Origin of the sequence: Erythrobacter sp. R86502 (genome assembly GCF_042466465.1) — a bacterium.
Taxonomy (GTDB): Bacteria; Pseudomonadota; Alphaproteobacteria; order Sphingomonadales; family Sphingomonadaceae; genus Erythrobacter.
In genome coordinates, this window is sequence record NZ_JAXHCJ010000001.1 from 2,902,153 (window position 1) to 2,918,392 (window position 16,240).

At 60.4% G+C, this 16,240-nt stretch carries 19 protein-coding genes; 10 read left to right on the forward strand and 9 right to left on the reverse strand.

Annotation, left to right across the window (positions count from 1 at the left end; genetic code table 11):
- Positions 1 to 50 precede the first annotated feature (50 nt).
- The 5 genes from SJY33_RS13855 (at position 51) to SJY33_RS13875 (ending at position 5,654) form a co-directional block, all read left to right on the forward strand.
- Positions 51 to 1,637, forward strand: coding sequence for a FecR domain-containing protein (locus tag SJY33_RS13855; RefSeq protein WP_379923363.1), 1,587 nt, complete (start codon positions 51 to 53; stop codon positions 1,635 to 1,637).
- Between the two features lie 51 nt (positions 1,638 to 1,688).
- The gene (locus SJY33_RS13860) at positions 1,689 to 4,019 is read left to right on the forward strand and encodes an EAL domain-containing protein (RefSeq protein WP_379923364.1); all 2,331 of its coding nucleotides are present in this window, start codon (positions 1,689 to 1,691) and stop codon (positions 4,017 to 4,019) included.
- 101 nt (positions 4,020 to 4,120) lie between these two features.
- Positions 4,121 to 4,450 carry an I78 family peptidase inhibitor gene (locus SJY33_RS13865; protein ID WP_379923365.1) on the forward strand — a complete coding sequence of 110 codons (330 nt, stop codon included), beginning with the start codon at positions 4,121 to 4,123 and terminating at the stop codon, positions 4,448 to 4,450.
- A 170-nt stretch (positions 4,451 to 4,620) separates the two neighbouring features.
- The gene (locus SJY33_RS13870) at positions 4,621 to 5,148 is read left to right on the forward strand and encodes a DUF1214 domain-containing protein (protein ID WP_379923599.1); all 528 of its coding nucleotides are present in this window, start codon (positions 4,621 to 4,623) and stop codon (positions 5,146 to 5,148) included.
- Complete coding sequence (locus tag SJY33_RS13875; protein ID WP_379923366.1) at positions 5,145 to 5,654, forward strand: DUF1254 domain-containing protein; 510 nt, start codon at positions 5,145 to 5,147, stop codon at positions 5,652 to 5,654. The genes SJY33_RS13870 and SJY33_RS13875 overlap by 4 nt, the downstream gene beginning before the upstream one ends.
- A 10-nt stretch (positions 5,655 to 5,664) precedes the next feature.
- On the opposite strand, the gene SJY33_RS13880 is transcribed toward SJY33_RS13875, so the two are convergent.
- Complete coding sequence (locus SJY33_RS13880) at positions 5,665 to 6,111, reverse strand: hypothetical protein (protein WP_379923367.1); 447 nt, start codon at positions 6,109 to 6,111, stop codon at positions 5,665 to 5,667.
- Between the two features lie 57 nt (positions 6,112 to 6,168).
- Between SJY33_RS13880 and SJY33_RS13885 the strand changes: the two genes are divergently transcribed.
- From SJY33_RS13885 to mmsB, 5 genes are all read left to right on the forward strand, one after another.
- On the forward strand, positions 6,169 to 7,314 hold the full coding sequence (locus tag SJY33_RS13885) for an acyl-CoA dehydrogenase family protein (protein WP_379923368.1): 1,146 nt from the start codon (positions 6,169 to 6,171) through the stop codon (positions 7,312 to 7,314).
- 17 nt (positions 7,315 to 7,331) lie between these two features.
- Positions 7,332 to 7,709 carry a VOC family protein gene (locus SJY33_RS13890; RefSeq protein WP_379923600.1) on the forward strand — a complete coding sequence of 126 codons (378 nt, stop codon included), beginning with the start codon at positions 7,332 to 7,334 and terminating at the stop codon, positions 7,707 to 7,709.
- Positions 7,706 to 8,761 carry an enoyl-CoA hydratase/isomerase family protein gene (locus tag SJY33_RS13895; protein ID WP_379923369.1) on the forward strand — a complete coding sequence of 352 codons (1,056 nt, stop codon included), beginning with the start codon at positions 7,706 to 7,708 and terminating at the stop codon, positions 8,759 to 8,761. The genes SJY33_RS13890 and SJY33_RS13895 overlap by 4 nt, the downstream gene beginning before the upstream one ends.
- A complete protein-coding gene (locus SJY33_RS13900; RefSeq protein WP_379923370.1) occupies positions 8,758 to 9,552 on the forward strand; it encodes an enoyl-CoA hydratase-related protein in 795 nt (264 codons plus the stop codon). The genes SJY33_RS13895 and SJY33_RS13900 overlap by 4 nt, the downstream gene beginning before the upstream one ends.
- A gap of 61 nt (positions 9,553 to 9,613) precedes the next feature.
- Positions 9,614 to 10,480 carry a 3-hydroxyisobutyrate dehydrogenase gene (mmsB, locus tag SJY33_RS13905; RefSeq protein ID WP_379923371.1) on the forward strand — a complete coding sequence of 289 codons (867 nt, stop codon included), beginning with the start codon at positions 9,614 to 9,616 and terminating at the stop codon, positions 10,478 to 10,480.
- 6 nt (positions 10,481 to 10,486) lie between these two features.
- Here the strand turns inward: mmsB and SJY33_RS13910 are convergent, their stop codons facing one another.
- The 8 genes from SJY33_RS13910 to SJY33_RS13945 all read right to left on the reverse strand — a co-directional run bounded on the left by SJY33_RS13910 (position 10,487) and on the right by SJY33_RS13945 (position 16,234).
- A complete protein-coding gene (locus SJY33_RS13910; protein WP_379923373.1) occupies positions 10,487 to 11,221 on the reverse strand; it encodes a tetratricopeptide repeat protein in 735 nt (244 codons plus the stop codon).
- Complete coding sequence (locus SJY33_RS13915; protein WP_379923374.1) at positions 11,218 to 12,558, reverse strand: O-antigen ligase family protein; 1,341 nt, start codon at positions 12,556 to 12,558, stop codon at positions 11,218 to 11,220. Before SJY33_RS13915 ends, SJY33_RS13910 begins: the two co-directional genes overlap by 4 nt.
- A 125-nt stretch (positions 12,559 to 12,683) precedes the next feature.
- Positions 12,684 to 12,971: a hypothetical protein gene (locus SJY33_RS13920; RefSeq protein ID WP_379923375.1), complete on the reverse strand. Its 288-nt coding sequence runs from the start codon at positions 12,969 to 12,971 to the stop codon at positions 12,684 to 12,686.
- 163 nt (positions 12,972 to 13,134) lie between these two features.
- Positions 13,135 to 13,575, reverse strand: coding sequence for a lasso peptide biosynthesis B2 protein (locus SJY33_RS13925; protein ID WP_379923376.1), 441 nt, complete (start codon positions 13,573 to 13,575; stop codon positions 13,135 to 13,137).
- A 47-nt stretch (positions 13,576 to 13,622) separates the two neighbouring features.
- On the reverse strand, positions 13,623 to 13,901 hold the full coding sequence (locus SJY33_RS13930) for a PqqD family protein (protein ID WP_379923377.1): 279 nt from the start codon (positions 13,899 to 13,901) through the stop codon (positions 13,623 to 13,625).
- A 68-nt stretch (positions 13,902 to 13,969) separates the two neighbouring features.
- Complete coding sequence (locus SJY33_RS13935) at positions 13,970 to 15,130, reverse strand: 50S ribosomal protein L11 methyltransferase (RefSeq protein WP_379923378.1); 1,161 nt, start codon at positions 15,128 to 15,130, stop codon at positions 13,970 to 13,972.
- Between the two features lie 5 nt (positions 15,131 to 15,135).
- Positions 15,136 to 16,074: a hypothetical protein gene (locus SJY33_RS13940; protein ID WP_379923379.1), complete on the reverse strand. Its 939-nt coding sequence runs from the start codon at positions 16,072 to 16,074 to the stop codon at positions 15,136 to 15,138.
- A 19-nt stretch (positions 16,075 to 16,093) separates the two neighbouring features.
- Positions 16,094 to 16,234, reverse strand: coding sequence for a lasso RiPP family leader peptide-containing protein (locus tag SJY33_RS13945; RefSeq protein WP_379923380.1), 141 nt, complete (start codon positions 16,232 to 16,234; stop codon positions 16,094 to 16,096).
- Positions 16,235 to 16,240 lie beyond the last annotated feature (6 nt).

Sequence of the window (16,240 nt, forward strand, 5' to 3'; positions counted from 1 at the left end):
CACACCTTTTACTGCCCCTGATTTTGCTTTTTTTCGGCAGCACGGTTGCAGTGGCGCAATCCAGCGGGTGGACGATCAGCGAGGCAAAGGGGACCGTTATCGTCACTGATGCACGGGGCCAGCGTTCTGTGAAGGTGGGATCCGATCTTGTGCCCGGCGCCATCGTGCGCACTGAGGCGCGATCTTCGGCGGTGCTTGTACGCGGACGCGAGTTTGTCACCATGCGTCAGAATGCACAGCTCCGTATTCCTGCGGCAGCGCGCGAACGCGGGATTGTGCAGATTATCCAAGACTATGGCAGCGCACTGTTCAACATCGGCAAGCAGCCCAATCCGCATTTCGCGGTCGAAACTCCTTATTTGGCTGCTGTGGTGAAGGGCACGACCTTCGTGATTACTGTCGGCAAGGATGGCGCGAGCCTTCAGGTCACCGAAGGTGCGGTTGAGGCAGCCACGAACGATGGCGGTGTGCGCGAATTGATCCGTCCTGGCGCGGTTGCAATGATTGCGGCGGGTGATCCGCTGCGCATGGTTGTTGAAGGTGAGGGGCGGCGCGTGCTCGATTCGCCCGCACGTCCGGTTAATGGATCGGCGCCGGCCGCTGCGTCCCCAGCCACAGCGCAACCTGCCGCATTGTCAGACCCTGTGCCGGTACGGATTGAAAGCGCCATCGTGAGCACACCTGGTGATCTCGGCGGATATTCGAACGGTTTCGTGTCGGGCGAGGTCGCCGTGCAAGCAGCGGTCGTGGTGGCCGACAACTCTGGCCGGGGCGACGCGTCAGGTTTTGGCAACTCCGGCGGGCGCGGCAATGACAATGGAGCCTGCACCGCGGCTAGCTGTGGCGACGGTTCTGGCTCCGGCAACGGAAACGGCAATGCGAACGGCGACGGAACCGGAACCGGAACCGGAACCGGAAACGGCAACGAGAACGGAAACAGCAACGGCGACGGCGACGGCGACGGCGACGGCGACGGCAACGGCCAGGACGGCAAGGACGGCAAGGACGGCAAGGACGACAAGGACGGCAAGGACGACAAGGACGACAAGGACGGCAAGGACGACAAGGACGGCAAGGACGGCAAGGACGACAAGGACGACAAGGACGGCAAGGACGGCAAGGACGGCAAGGACGGCAAGGACGACAAGGACGGCAAGGACGGCAAGGACGACAAGGACGGCAAGGACGACAAGGACGGCAAGGACGGCAAGGACGGCAAGGACGGCAAGGACGGCAAGGACGACAAGGACGGCAAGGACGGCAAGGACGGCAAGGACGGCAAGGACGGCAAGGACGACAAGGACGACAAGGACGGCAAGGACGGCAAGGACGACAAGGACGACAAGGACGACAAGGACGACAAGGACGACAAGGACGACAAGGACGGCAAGGACGACAAGGACGACAAGGACGACAAGGACGACAAGGACGGCAAGGACGGCAAGGACGGCAAGGACGGCAAGGGCGGCAAGGACGGCAAGGACGGCAAGGACGACGACGATGATCGCGGTCTGGATGCTGGTCAGGCCGGTAGCATCAGTGTTGGTCGTGCAGGACGGTCTCCCGGTTTCGGTGGAGGAAATGGGGAAGGCGGCCGCGGCCACGGTAAGCGTGGGGGCCAGGTTGTTGATCGCTAATCGCATCGCAAATCACGGTGATGCGACTGTGATGCCGCAGCGGAACCCTGTGTGATCTTCGCCCGCTTTTTTTCCCAGCAGCGCGATTCGCACCTGACTGGCGGATTGATGGTGACCGCATTGGTCATGCTGGTCGCTGTAGTTGCGATGACCGGCGTGTTCCGCCCGGCTGAAGATCGTCTGACGGAACTGAGCTTCAATTTGCTCAGCCGCGAAGCCAGTGGGCAAGTGCATGTTGTGGAAATGGATGCTGCCAGCATCGCTGCGATCCAGCGGTGGCCATGGCCGCGGGACCACTACGCAAGAGCCGTGACAGCGCTCGATGCAGCTGGTGTGCGCTCGATCAGTTTTGATGTCGACTTTTCGGGCCATGGCGATGCCGCAGGGGATCGCGCCTTTGCCCTTGCGATTGCCAATGCCCATGCGCCAATTGCGCTTCCGACGTTCGCGCAAAGAGCCAGTTCGGACGACAAACGTCAGCTCGATTCGCTGCCCATCCCCGAATTGCGCGAACATGCGCATCTCGCCTCTGTCTCCGTCGCTCCTGATCCTGACGGCATGGTTCGCCGGTTGCCGTTTGGTACGGTAACGGGCGCGACCGCCCGTCCTTCGCTGTCCACATTCGTCGCAGGCCGATCGGGCGCGGTCGGTGAACACTTCCCGATTGATTTTGCAATCGATCCTGCAACGATACCGCGTCACAGCTTTGTTGCGATCGAAAATGGGATGATCCCGCCTGGAAGTCTGAAGGGCAAGGACGTCATCATCGGTGCATCGGCCATCGAAATAGGCGATCGATATGCCGTACCGCGCAATGGCGTTATCCCCGGTGTTGTCATTCAGGCGCTGGCGGCAGAAACGCTGGCTGACGGTGTGCCGATTTATGGGTCATGGCGGTTGCCGCTGCTTGTCGCCGCAGTCCTGTCGCTTGCATTGCTGCGCGCACGGCGCCGGCGCGCTGTGCTGGTCCGCACTGCCGTTGCGATGCTTGGCATAGTTACAGTGTGGCTTACAGCGCGTCTGGCTGCAGATCTCTGGTTCGAGGTTGCGCCATCGCTGGCTTTACTGATCGGAGCAGGCGCTGTGCGGTACGGTGTGTTGTCACACCGGTTTGCTGCCCTGAGGATGCAAGTTGATGTTGAAAGCGGGCTGCCCAACCGTCTGGCTCTCGATGCTCGGCCCCACAGTCCGCACGATCGCTTTTTTATCGCGGCGCAAATTGATGACTTTGCCGGGCTGCAATTGGCGCTTGAAGGAGGAAGTCTGGGACAGCTTCTGCGGCGAATTGCCGAACGGCTGCAGGTCGCAGGCGGAAGCGGTAAGATCTATCGCACCGAAGATCGTACTCTCGTCTGGTCGACTTCGCTACCGATCGACGAAATTGAGGCTCAGCTTGCCGGATTACGTGCTCTTATGCGCAGCCCTTTCGAAATCGATGGCCGCAGGCTTGGCGTGTCGCTGACCTTCGGTGTCGCCGATCAGCGCGGTATCGATCCACCCATTCACGCCGCGCATGCTGCGGCTGTTGCGAAACGGACAAACAAAGTCTGGCGTCTGCACGACGCGGACGAGGGTGAGGCGGCATCGCAACAGTTTTCCTTGTTGGGTGAACTGGAAGCGGCGCTGCACAGTGGCGGTATTTCGGTACTTTATCAGCCCAAACTCAATCTCAGGACCCAGACAATAGACGCCGTCGAAGCGCTGGTTCGCTGGAAACATCCCGATCGCGGTATGCTTCCGCCTGATTGCTTCATTCCGCTGTTCGAAGAGGCTGGCCGAATTGACGACCTGACGCTGGCGGTTCTTGCCCGATCGCTCACCGATATGCGTATTTGGCAGGAACGGGGCCTGGCGATCGGGGCTGCCGTGAATATCTCGGCTGGCCTGCTAACGTCGGACAGCTTTTCCGCTCGCGCTTTGGCTCTGGTGCGCAACGCAGGTGTTCCGACACAGCTTGTAACGTTCGAAGTTACGGAAAGCGCGCAATTCGAGGATACCGAAAAGGCCGTCGCCACGCTAAGGCGGTTCAAGGACGCAGGTATCCGCATTTCGATGGATGATTACGGCACGGGGCAATCTGCGCTGAATTACCTCAAGTTGCTGCCTTTGTCGGAACTCAAGATCGACCGCATGTTTGTCGCCAATGCTCATGTGGATCGCGGCGATGCCATGCTGGTGCGGTCTACCGTGCAGCTGGCGCATGAGCTCGGGCTGAAGGTCGTGGCAGAGGGGATCGAAGAGGCGGGGTGTCTGGCCTTTCTCGAAAACATCGGTTGTGACTATGCACAAGGATACTTTATCGGCCGTCCGATGAAGGCTGACGATCTAGCGCAAAAAGCAGCGGCCTTGACGGCTTCTGCAACGATCGTGTGTGCAGCCTGATTCTCTGGTTCTTGAAGCACTTCTCACATGTGCATTGGGCTGATACCCTTTCGTGTCGGAGGGCAGGATCAAACCTGTCACGGGCATGAAAGGATTAAAACATGAAGAAGTCCGGGCAAGCAGCGACATTCGCGGCCATTACACTTTTCAGCCTTTCCGGGTGCGTCGTAAATGTCAGCGACAGTGGCAGTGGTGAAGTCGATGGCGTTTCGCCGCCGCCGGTTCCGATGGTTTGCGAAGCCGAACCTGCGCAATCTTATGTCGGACGCGATGCAAGCCAATCCTCCGGTGAAGCGATCTTGCGTGTAAGCGGTGCGCGAACCTTACGTTGGGGACCGCCAAATGCGGCCTGGACAATGGACTATCGTGAAGACCGCGTGAACGTGCGTTACGGCAAAGACATGAAAGTTTCTGAAATTACATGCGGTTGAACTCCTGCTCCGGTGCTCGGCAGCCAGAACGTGTCCGTAGGTCATATGGCCGAAATTGACGTAGGGATGGCGGCTGATCAGGTAGGAATACGCCATTGATACGCAGGGCTCTCGTCTATTTCGGCGCCGTGACGGCTGGCAGTCTTTTTGGCGTGTGTAGCGCGCTTTGGATGGCGGGCCTGGGGCCCACCGGACCTAATCTTGCGTCAGGCAACATCGATGTTGGCGGCTGGCACAGTGATTTTGCAATCGGATCTAGGGCGGCAGACCCATACACGCGTGCTCGCGTTGCACGTCATGGCCTGCTGGCACTCGCAAAAACAGAGGCTGTGTATTTTACGCGTTCGACGGATCAGTCGGGCGCGCCGTTGCGGGAAGGGTGCAGCTATCGGTTATCGGGCGGTCCGATGCCAGGGGGATGGTGGTCGGTAACGCTTTACGACCATTCTAGCATGCTCCCTGATAATACTGACGGGGCACTCAGCATTGATGCCGAACGGGCGGGCGATGGTCGGTGGGAATCGGTGATCGCGCCCCAGCAACCTGAAGGCGCCGCGCACTGGATTTCCAGCCGGGCCGCTGGAAATTTTGATCTGACGCTTCGGATTTATATGCCCCACGCAGCTTTGCTCAACGATCCATCGGAAACGTTAGACCCTCCGCAGATCGTACGTATCGCATGTCAGGACGCCGCATGAGACGCTGGATCGGCCCGCTGCTGGCTGTGGCTCTAATGACGGTCGTTACCCATATACTGACCTTGCAGCTTACGCCCGGCATCATCATGACTCGCGCGCTTGATCTCCTCGAAGAACGTGGCGTGGCGCTTCACCGTTTCACGACGCCCGAACGGATTACACCCCAGACGCAAAGCGTGGTGCGATCCTCGCCCGACCTTTATTATGCATTGTGCCGTTATGATCTGAGCAAAGCGCGCAACGGACTGCATCTGCGAATGCAACCTTGGCGCGGATACCAGTCGCTTGCGTTTTTCGATGCCGAGACCGACAATTTTGCGACCATTAGGGGGGACGGCCCAGTTGTCGGCGTCCAGTTGCTGCCTCCGGGTAGTAAAGCTGGCAAGGGCGCGATCGTCAGTCCAACGACCACTGGGGTCGTCCTGATCCGCCGTCTTGCCCCAGACGCTGCACAATTTGCAGCAGCCGCGCAGGTCGGAAAGGCAGACATGTGCCAGCCTATCTGAGAGCTGCTGACTAAGGTTTCTGCAAGGCAAGGCGAGATTGCACCAAAGCCATAAGTTCGGTTACATCTGACAAGGCGCTCAGCTCGGCCGCGCTGACGAGCACTTCAGGTTGAGGTGCTCCCCACCCCAGCAGGATGACAGGCAAGGCAATGTTGCGCGGTTCCAGATCGGCGCGAAATTCATCGCGATAGAGAAATTTCACCGGTATCCCGCAATTTTCGATGAAGCTGCGCCATTCACGCCGCATCGAGAAATGCCCATACGTCAAGGCGCAGAGTGAACACGGATATGTTGCCGGCGCGACAATTTTGTGCACGAAATCGACAATTGTCGACACCGGGTCGCCATCAGCGTTGTAAACACAAATGAGGGTAGGGACTGTCTCTGGCATCTGACACATACGCCTTGTCTTCGATTGCGGATTTGGCACGAATGCGTTGGCCTGACAAATTTCCATGGTCAGGCCAGATCGCTGCTCTTTCCGAGGGCGCCAGAGGCGGCTAGAGACCCGATCATGCACGGACAATTTCAGCTCACCGACGACCAGCTCGCCATCCGCGAGGTCGCTCAACGTTTCACCGCCGACCAGATTACGCCGTTCGCGGCGGAATGGGACGAAAAGCACATTTTCCCCAAGGAGACGATACAGCGCAGCGCTGAATTGGGTTTTGGCGCCATCTATGTGTCCGAACAATCGGGTGGAATTGGCCTCGGACGGCTGGAAGCTGCACTGATCATGGAAGCGATGGCCTATGGCTGCCCGTCGACCAGCGCCTTCATCTCGATTCATAACATGGCCGCGTGGATGATCGATCGGTTTGGCGGCGATGCGGTGAAGGCCAAGTATCTGCCTGACCTGGTGACCATGGACAAGATCGCCAGCTACTGCCTGACCGAACCGTCAAGTGGGTCGGATGCCAGCGCGCTGCGTACCACCGCGCGGCGCGATGGCGACTATTTCATTTTGAACGGGACAAAGCAGTTCATCTCGGGCGCCGGCGCGAACGAGATTTACGCCGTGATGGTTCGCACGGGGGAAGACGGGCCGAAGGGCATTTCGTGCATGATCATCGAAAAGGATATGCCCGGAGTCAGCTTTGGCGCGAATGAGAAGAAGCTCGGCTGGCATTCGCAGCCAACCGCACAGCTCATCCTTGAAGACGTGCGGGTACCGGCCGAAAACCTTGTTGGCGGTGAAGGCGAAGGCTTCCGCATCGCGATGATGGGGCTGGACGGCGGACGGTTGAATATCGGCGCGTGTTCGCTGGGCGGGGCACAGCGCTGTCTTGACGAAGCGATCCAGTACACAAAGGATCGCAAGCAATTCGGGCAGGCTGTCGCCGAATTCCAGAACACCCAATTCATGCTGGCCGATATGGCGACCGATCTGGAGGCTGCGCGCGCGCTTTTGTATCTCGCTGCGGCCAAGGTGACCGACAACGCGCCCGACAAGACGCGCTTTTCCGCCATGGCCAAGCGTCTCGCTACGGACAATGGTTCGTCCGTGGTTGACCGCGCGCTGCAATTGTTCGGCGGCTATGGCTATTTGCAGGACTACCCGATCGAACGCTTCTGGCGCGATTTGCGGGTGCATTCGATCCTCGAAGGCACCAACCAGATCATGCGCATGGTCGTGGGCCGGGATCTGCTGCGGCAGTGACAGGCGTGCGGCTTGCGATGGCGTCGGTGGTGGTGCCTGATTACGATGTGGGAATCGCGTTCTGTGTCGGTGCGCTGGGTTTCGACCTGATCGAGGACAAGGATATGGGCGGCGGGAAGCGCTGGGTCGTGGTTGGCGGGAAGAATGGCGGACGCCTGCTACTGGCCAAGGCGATGACCGAAGCGCAATCTGCCGCGGTCGGCAATCAGGCCGGGGGCCGGGTCGCGTTTTTCGCCCACACGGATGATTTTGCAGAAACCCACGCACGGCTTGTCGAAGCAGGGGTGATCTTTCATGAACAGCCGCGCCACGAGGTGTATGGCATCGTTGCCGTCTTCAGCGACCCTTTCGGCAATCGCTGGGACCTGATTGAACCGAAAGAAATGATCCCATGACGGACGACGTCCTGATCCGCACCAACGGCCCCATCGGCCATATCAGCCTCAACCGGCCCAAGGCGCTGCATGCGCTGACGCTCGACATGTGCCATGCGATGAGCGCGGCGCTGACGCAGTGGGCTGATGACGATGCGATCCGGGCAATCATCGTCGATCATGACGAAGGCCGGGGTTTCTGCGCGGGGGGCGATATTGCCTTTCTGCGCGATTCAGCGCTGAATGATGGCGGCGTGTCCGGGCGCAGGTTCTTCCACGATGAATATCAGCTCAACCACCAGATGTTCACCTACGCCAAGCCGATTGTGGCTTTCATGGACGGCATCACAATGGGCGGAGGCGTTGGTATCAGCCAACCTGCGAAATTCCGCGTGGCGACCGAGAATACTCGCTTCGCCATGCCGGAAACCGGCATCGGCCTGTTCCCTGATGTCGGCGGCGGGTGGTATCTCTCACGGTTGGGACGCAGGCTCGGCCAGTTCCTCGCGCTGACCGGCGCCCGGCTTGACGGAGCTGAATGCCTGTGGACCGGACTGGCAACGCATTACGTGCCGCACGCCATGCTCGAAGACATTAAGGCCCGTATCCACGATCATCCCGATCGGATCGCGGGCATCCTCAGCGAACCGGTTGGCACGCCGCCCAAGGCGCGGATAGAAGCGAACGCGGACAAGATCGCCAAACATTTCGCTTCCGATCGCTATGAAGACATTCTTACCAGCCTCGAAACGGCTGCGGATGCAGGTGACGATTGGGCGATGAAGGAGCGTGATACGCTTGGCACCAAAAGCCCGCAGACCTGCAAGGTGGCGCTGCGGCAACTGGCGGAGAGCGTCGCGCTCACCGATTTTGCCGACAACATGGCAATGGAATATCGCATCGCGTCTCGCGTCCTCACCCGCCCCGATTTTGCCGAAGGTGTGCGCGCGGTGATCACCGACAAGACCAACGATCCCAAATGGAATCCGGCCACGCCAGAAGACGTAAGCGAACATTTGCTCGCCGCGATTTTCGCGCCGCTGCCCGCCGATGAGGAATGGAAGCCCCTATGACGTACGAAACCATCACCGCCGAAACCGATGCGCAAGGCCATAGCGGCGTCACGCTGCTGACGATCAACCGCCCGCAGGCATTGAACGCGCTCAATTCCAAGGTGCTGGAAGAGCTGATCCACGCCTTTGCCGCCTATCAGGCCGATGGCTCGCAGCTGTGCGCGGTGCTGACGGGCAGCGGTGACAAGGCCTTCGCGGCAGGCGCCGACATCAAGGAAATGAGCGAGAAGGCGGCGGCCGATTTCTACCTCGAGGATTTCTTCAGCCCGTGGACGGCCGAGATCGTCAAGAAGACCCGCAAGCCGTGGATCGCCGCCGTCAACGGCTTTGCACTGGGCGGCGGCTGCGAGCTTGCCATGATGGCGGACTTCATCATCGCGTCCGACAGGGCCAAGTTCGGCCAGCCCGAAATCAAGCTGGGCGTGGCGCCGGGCATGGGCGGCAGCCAGCGCCTGACCCGCGCGATCGGCAAGTCGAAATCGATGGAAATGTGCCTGACGGGCCGGATGATGGGCGCCGAAGAGGCCGAGCGCAGTAACCTGGTCGCCCGTGTGGTGCCGCATGACGACCTGATCGCCGAGGCAATGAAGACCGCTGCTGCCATTGCCGCGATGCCGCCGATGGCGACGATCGCGAACAAGGAAATGGTCAATGCGGCGTTCGAAATGACGCTGGATCAGGGGTTGATCGTCGAACGCCGGATCTTCCAGATCCTGACCGCGAGCGAGGACAAGGCCGAGGGCATGGCCGCCTTCATCGAAAAGCGGGAAGGGCAGTGGAAAGGGCGGTGATTTTCGGCCTTACGCTGCTTGCTGTCAGCACCTACGGTCTTTTTGCGAAAGCAGGTTTAAAATGAAAATCGCCTTTATCGGCCTCGGTAACATGGGCGGCGGGATGGCCGCCAATCTGGTCAAGGCGGGGCATGACGTGCGCGCCTTCGACCTCAGCGAGGCCGCTCTCGCCGCTGCGCGTGAGGCGGGCTGCGCCACCTTCGACACGGCGAAAGATGCCTGCCAAGGCGCCGAGGCGGTCGTCTCGATGCTGCCCAATGGCGCGATCGTGGAGGCGGTTTACGCAAACGACGTGATCGGCCACGCCCCGCAAGGCGCGATCCTGCTCGATTGTTCGACCATCGATGTCGCCACCGCGCGCGCCGTGATCGAACGCACCGAGGCAGGCGGTTATCAGATGGTCGATGCGCCGGTCTCGGGCGGGATCGCGGCGGCCAATGGCGGCACGCTGACCTTCATGGTCGGCGGTAGCGACGAAGCATTTGCCCGCGCCCAGCCAATCCTCGATGCGATGGGCAAGGCGGTGATCCATGCAGGGGCCGCGGGCACCGGGCAGGCGGCCAAGATCTGCAACAACATGCTGCTGGCGATACACATGATCGGCACCTGCGAGGCCTTTGCGATGGCCGAAAAGCTGGGGCTGGACGCGCAGACCTTCTACGATATTTCGAGCGTTTCATCGGGCCAGAACTGGTCGATGACCTCTTATTGCCCCGTCCCCGGCGTCGGTCCGGTGACCCCCGCCGACAACGACTACCAAGGCGGGTTTGCTGCGGGTTTGATGCTCAAGGATTTGCGTCTGGCGATCGAAGCGGCGCAAGCAGCAGGCGCGAAAGTCGAACTGGGCGAACACGCCCGCGCGATCTACGAAGCCTTTGCCAAGGATAACGCCGCGACGGATTTCTCCGGCATCATCCGCACGTTATGACGCAGGTCAGCCGGTAATGTCGGGGCAGCGCCGCGCTGCCGCAGCGCGCAGGGTCGATGCGGCACCGGCATCGCGCTGAGCGATCGCAGCGGCGCTCTGCTTGAGCTGTGTGCAATCGAATTGTGCCCCTTTTGCCAAGCTGCCAGCGGCAATCGCGCTGAAGGCGGCCGGCGGCATAACGCTTGCGCCGCGGCGCAGGAATTGCGGATGCCAGCGTTCCCCACCGACTACGACGGCGATCACGGTTTGCTGGCCAAGCCCGCCCGCCTCACCCATAACGGCGGGGCCGAGTTCCTCGAGCAGGCGGTCCGGGGTTTGCGGTCGCAGGAAAAGCGCGGCGTATCGGCGGGCGGCCTCGGCATCGTCACCGGCACTCAGCGCAAGCCGCAGGACAGCCTCTTGCGCTGCGCCTTCGCGCCAGCCGCGTTGGCCTGCGATCCGGATGGCCTGCGTGGCCTGATCGACCTCGCCTGCCCTGGCATGGGCGGCGGCCAGCAATGTCAGGTTCTCCGCCGGCAACGGGCGGCGGCGAACCAGCCGCTTGGCTTCGGCCACGGCAAGCTGCGCATCCCCGGCCTGAAGGGCGGCGTGTGCGATATGGGTCTGGGCATAGCTGCGCAGCGGGGCAGGCACGGCCCGGGCAAGCTGGGCGGTGCCTTTGGATTGCATGTCGAGCTGTAGTCCGGCTGTCAGCAGCGCGAGGGCCGCAAGCGTGGCAAACCAGATGATCCGTCCGATCATGTCCGTGCCCTCGCACGATCGCTGGCAACACGGCTGAGCAGCAGCAGCGCAAATCCGCAAAAGGCGAGGATCGTCTGAGCGCGAAGCGGATAATCGGTCACTGATTGCAAGGCGATGCAAAGCAGAAAGGCGCTCCCCGCCCACGCGACCCAACGCTGGGATGACCGGCGCGCCTGCCATGACAACCAGCCGACCAGCGCCAGCCACATCACTGCCAGCGCTATTCCGGGCAGGCCGGCCTCGATCGTCAGTTCGATATAGTCGTTATGCGCGCGCCCGGCGCGGCGAAGGGTCATGTTTTCCAGCGACTCGTCGATCTGGTAGATTTCGTCAAAGGTCCCGGTCCCGGCGCCCAGCGGCCAGTAGCGACCGGCGCTGTACGTTGCGTCCTCCCAGATGAACCGGCGCGAATCGTCCCGCGCCTCGAAGCGCTCAAGCGTGGAGGCAATCCGGTCCGGCGCGGCGGCCACCACCGCGACGGCTGCGGCGCCAAGCAGGCCAAGCGACCCGAGAACCAGCATGGCCTTGCGCCCCGTCGCACGCCGTTGCGCCTTCCCATCGACAAATTCGATGCCACGCAGCACGCCAAGCACTGACGGAACAAGCGCGAGCACCAATGCGGTGCGCGACTGGGTCAGAACGATGGCGAGCAATAGCAAGGCGCAGACGGCCAGGCGTGCCGCTATGATGGCAGGGTGCGGCCGCGGTGCTGGCAGCAGCGCGGCCAGTGCCATCCCGAAAACCAGAAACAGGCCCGTCGAATTGCGGTTGGCAAAGGTGCCAAGCAGGATCTTGCCTGGTGATCGCGAACCATAGAGCGTGCCGACCTCGGTGCCGCTGCCAAGCTGGACGGCGCCCATCAGCACGGTGACAATGCCGAAGACCACGACCAGCCACGCGCATTGGATCAGCCGTTCGCGTGGCAGGGTCCAGCCGGCCAGCAGCACGGCGAGCGGGGTTATGAGCGCGCTCGCGGCCAGAAGCGTGCGCAAAGGCGCCACGCTGAAGGGTGCCCAGCCTGCGCCATTCGCCAGATCCCGCGAACCACTGACCAAGTCGCGGGCGGGCAGCGCGGACCAGATCGATTCGGGCAAGGGGACGAGTTGCAGCAAGGGCAGTGCCAAGGTCGCGATGATCAGCAGCCGCAGCGCACAGGGCGCGTCGGCCGAGAAACGCACCGCGGATTCGCGGCGAAACGCGAGGACTGCGAGCGCGGTCAACTGGACCGACAGGTTCGCGAGTGCCGCGCCGATCCCGCCGCCGCCGCACACGAAGGCAACCAGCAGGAGAAAGGCCAGCAGCGCGGGCGCACTGCGATCTGCCGCGATCTTATCCAAAACCTGTCTCGCGCATCAGGAGGCAGTCACCGCGGGGGCAGAGCTGCGAATAATAGAAAACGCCCGGCACTGCGTACCGGGCGTTCAACTGGGTTCTCAAAGAATTAAGCGTCAGTCAAAACTGATCAGCAAGCGCCCGGCGATGCGCAATCACCGTCGTCATCACCGATCACGTCGGTGGCGATGAGGACGCCAGCGACGATCGCTGCGGCGGCGCCCACGCCGAGGAGGAGGACACCTGCACCACCTTCTTCGCTCTGGCCTTCACCTCCAGCGGCACGGCCGAGACCCGGTGCAGCGCTCACTGCCGAAGCACTGTCGCCAGCACGGGTGTTGGCGCTGGCCACCATCGGCGCAGCAACAAGACCAAGTGCTGCAGTAGCAGCCATCATGCGGGTCGCGATTTTGATCATCTCTGAGTCCTCAAAAAATTTCTTCAATTGTGAGTAGTGCACTGCAGCACGCTTGGCAACCTCTGCATCGCACAAAATGGTAAACCCGCCGTGTCGATGCGTGTTCCTTGCGGGCCGGACTGCCGGGCCGAAGCCGGCCCATGCGGCTCGGGCTTGGTAAGGGTCAACGCGGGGCAACCGGGCTTTGCATCGATCCAAGCAAGGGTTCGAACCGGGCGACATCGCCACCGATGATGGTTTTGCTGCCAGACCGGAGCCATGCATGAGCCTCGAACCTACCATCGGGGTGCTTGGTTGTGCCCACGATGATTTGGCTGGCGATCTGGCGCCGCTGCAGCATCGCCTGAGCAGCCAGAGCTTGAACGAGGCAATCGCTGCGCCAAGGAAGGCGTTGGGCCATCTGAGGAATGATAAAGGCCACCTTCGCGATCGGACCTTCGGGCTTTTCAACCTTTTCCCAGACTCGGGCCCCCACTTCGAAATTGCGTCGAAGGATATCAGCGGGCTTGGTGCGATGCAGTGCCATCCGCGCCACCGCCATCGCAATGAACGCCTCGGCTGCCAGTATCAGCTTTTCAGGCCATGAGTAGCGCGTGACCTTCATTCTATCGCCATGCCACTGGCCCCAACGGCGGGTCAAGCTTTTGACGGTCAGGCTGGTTCCACCAACTCATTGTCAACCAGATCGTTAAGTAGCGCGCGAAGATCGGCGGCAAGCTGCTGAGGTTCGACATCGTAGGTTTCGAGAATCGAATCGCAGATCGATGCAGGCACGTCGCCTTCGACCAGGGCCTTCCACAAGAGCGCACCGATCGGATCGAGTCCGTAATAGGTTCCGTTGCCCAAGTGCAGGATAACTGTCTCGTCGGCGACGGCATTGGCAATTGCCTGATCGCTGACGCGCCAGCGAGTTTCAAGAACATCAGACACTGTGGTTCCTCCGGAAGTCAAAAGGCAATTGGAATCGCGTCGGACTTGCGCCGATGGCGCTTTCCGCTTCAGCCGGCGTAGCGTCTCAGACACCGCGCTGCATGATCGCGCGCTGCCTTGATCGTCGGCAGCAAGCCAGGATGACGTTCCTGCAGTGATCTGGCGATGTCGTCCAGCGTTCTTCCTTCGCCCACGAGTGCCAGACAGTCTCGATCCAGCACGATCCTGTCGTTCAGTTGCGGTGTGTGCCAATTCGACACTCCGCCAAGCGCCTTGGGCGCGTGTACCCCTGCCAGAAAACTGGATTGCCGGGTCAGGCCGCCGATGGGCTGCCCGGCAACATCGTGCACCTGCCAGTCCCAATTCCAAATGTATTCGCCGTCGATCAGCGTACTGCGGATACGCGCTTTGATCTGCTGACCCTTTGAAAGCTGCGGCGCGTGTTCAAGCGGAAGATAGAGCTGGCCGTAAACCAGTTCCGGCTGACCCGGGGCGTTAGAATAGGACAGGCCTTCGGCAATCTCGGCATCGAACCAGATCAGCAAGCCATCGACCCGGCCGTCCCGATCTCCGGACAGTTCTACAGTTTGATCAAGGTTGGGCTCAGTGACCGACCGGTAATCCAGCACCGCCAGGCTTACGGCCGAAGACATCAAAGATCGCGGCTTGAGATAGGCCTTGGTCTCCGTATTGGAGGCGTAGCGATGGCCCGCTCTTAGATCGAGATCGAACTTGTTGACAAGCCAAGGACGCTCGGTGGCGCGGTAACTTTTGGGCCATCGGACGAGAGCGATACGCAATGTATCGCGCATCGGTAGCAGCGTGCCGCCGGGAGCCAGCAAGCGCGCTCGGGCATCGACAAGCGTTGCAATGTGCTGCTTATACAGCGGGACTGTTCCGCGACAATCGGACACAATTACATCCGCCTTGGCATCGGGGGTGTATTTTGTCGACATGTCGCGGATCACCGTGATCCGGTCGGCACATCCATTGGCTTTCGCCAACGGCATCAGCAATTCGATACTGGGGTCGGGCTCAATTGCGATAATCTTACCCGCGCCATACTTGCATGCGAGTAGGGCAAACATGCCGAAAGACGCGCCGAGGTCAATCACTGTGCAGCCAGGCGTCACGGCCCGGCGCAAGGCTTCGGCATAAATGCTCATCCGCGGCTCGCACTCGATCATTTTGCCGTAATCGAATAGGCTGTAGGCTAGGTGTCCGCTCATTACTCTTACGCTTGGTCGCTGTAGGATTTCCGAGCTGTGGGGGTGGCCATACAGTTCTGGATAAGCTTGTGAACGTCAGACAAGAATTCGAACTGACGCGGGTAACGCAGCGTAAACCCTGGAACCAGGGACGCTAATTTCGACACCCGACCTAGACGCTGTACAGCAGCATAAGGGTCGTGAGGGTCAATAGCGAAGCTTTGCTCGGTGCATTTCATGCAAGTTTCCAGCGGTGTCAGTTTAACTGATTGCGCGCGATCAGATATGCCATCTTTGGAAACATGGAATATCGCCGATATCGGAAGACATTTTCCCGTTATCGCCGTTTCCTGCGGCAGGTCGACCCGCAACTTGTCTGAATAATGAGCCATCTCCGATGTTTCTACGGTACCAGCGTAGATGGCCTTTAAAGACTCCGGGAAGAGGCGAAGGCTGGGATAAATTGCGTCGCCATAAAATACACCATTCCTTTCGGTCACCACCACTGCGTCGTCCCCGAGCAGGTCATAGCCTTGGTACTTCAGGCTTGCAGCGAGCGTGGATTTTCCGGCGCCTGTTTCCCCGATCAGCACCGCCAGCTTACCATTTATTGAAATAGCTGCCCCGTGCAGCACCACGAATTCTAGCCCGGCAATGATACGCGGCGCGACATGGTCGAACAGAAAATGATGGAAGTCGGCAGCGGTCAGGTTTGGCGATCGATCAAAGGGAATAATAACCCGACGCCCAAAATCGACAGCGATCTTAACCAGCCCACTGAACGAAATGACGAATTGATCGCCCATAGCGACAGATGAGGACGGGAAAATATCCCAATCCTCATCTATGTATCGCATGTTGTTCGGATCAAAAGAAAGGTTTGAGCCTTCAGCTACAGACCAGTCTTTTAACAAGGGGTGGCGGAAAGGGCGCAATGAGCTCGGAACTTGGGAAGCCACAATCACACCCAATCGCCTTTATAAATTAGGCGCGGGGAGTTCTCATGCCCATGCGAGTTTCAACGTTAGCTGAGCTACCGGCCGCGGTAAGTTCGGAAAAGCCGCCATAAATCAGAAGCTTAGGCGCAGAATAGGAAGCCTTTTGGGCACTTGCAGTATTGGACATGATAAT

Coding starts and splice junctions, on each gene's coding strand:
- SJY33_RS13925 (WP_379923376.1), bottom strand. CDS start 13,575: ATGAAGGTCACGCGCTACTCATGGCCTGAAAAGCTGATACTGGCAGCC.
- SJY33_RS13945 (WP_379923380.1), bottom strand. CDS start 16,234: ATGTCCAATACTGCAAGTGCCCAAAAGGCTTCCTATTCTGCGCCTAAG.
- SJY33_RS13865 (WP_379923365.1), top strand. CDS start 4,121: ATGAAGAAGTCCGGGCAAGCAGCGACATTCGCGGCCATTACACTTTTC.
- SJY33_RS13875 (WP_379923366.1), top strand. CDS start 5,145: ATGAGACGCTGGATCGGCCCGCTGCTGGCTGTGGCTCTAATGACGGTC.
- SJY33_RS13870 (WP_379923599.1), top strand. CDS start 4,621: ATGGCGGGCCTGGGGCCCACCGGACCTAATCTTGCGTCAGGCAACATC.
- SJY33_RS13890 (WP_379923600.1), top strand. CDS start 7,332: ATGGCGTCGGTGGTGGTGCCTGATTACGATGTGGGAATCGCGTTCTGT.
- SJY33_RS13895 (WP_379923369.1), top strand. CDS start 7,706: ATGACGGACGACGTCCTGATCCGCACCAACGGCCCCATCGGCCATATC.
- SJY33_RS13900 (WP_379923370.1), top strand. CDS start 8,758: ATGACGTACGAAACCATCACCGCCGAAACCGATGCGCAAGGCCATAGC.
- SJY33_RS13910 (WP_379923373.1), bottom strand. CDS start 11,221: ATGATCGGACGGATCATCTGGTTTGCCACGCTTGCGGCCCTCGCGCTG.
- SJY33_RS13920 (WP_379923375.1), bottom strand. CDS start 12,971: ATGATCAAAATCGCGACCCGCATGATGGCTGCTACTGCAGCACTTGGT.
- SJY33_RS13880 (WP_379923367.1), bottom strand. CDS start 6,111: ATGGAAATTTGTCAGGCCAACGCATTCGTGCCAAATCCGCAATCGAAG.
- SJY33_RS13935 (WP_379923378.1), bottom strand. CDS start 15,130: ATGAGCGGACACCTAGCCTACAGCCTATTCGATTACGGCAAAATGATC.
- mmsB (WP_379923371.1), top strand. CDS start 9,614: ATGAAAATCGCCTTTATCGGCCTCGGTAACATGGGCGGCGGGATGGCC.
- SJY33_RS13885 (WP_379923368.1), top strand. CDS start 6,169: ATGCACGGACAATTTCAGCTCACCGACGACCAGCTCGCCATCCGCGAG.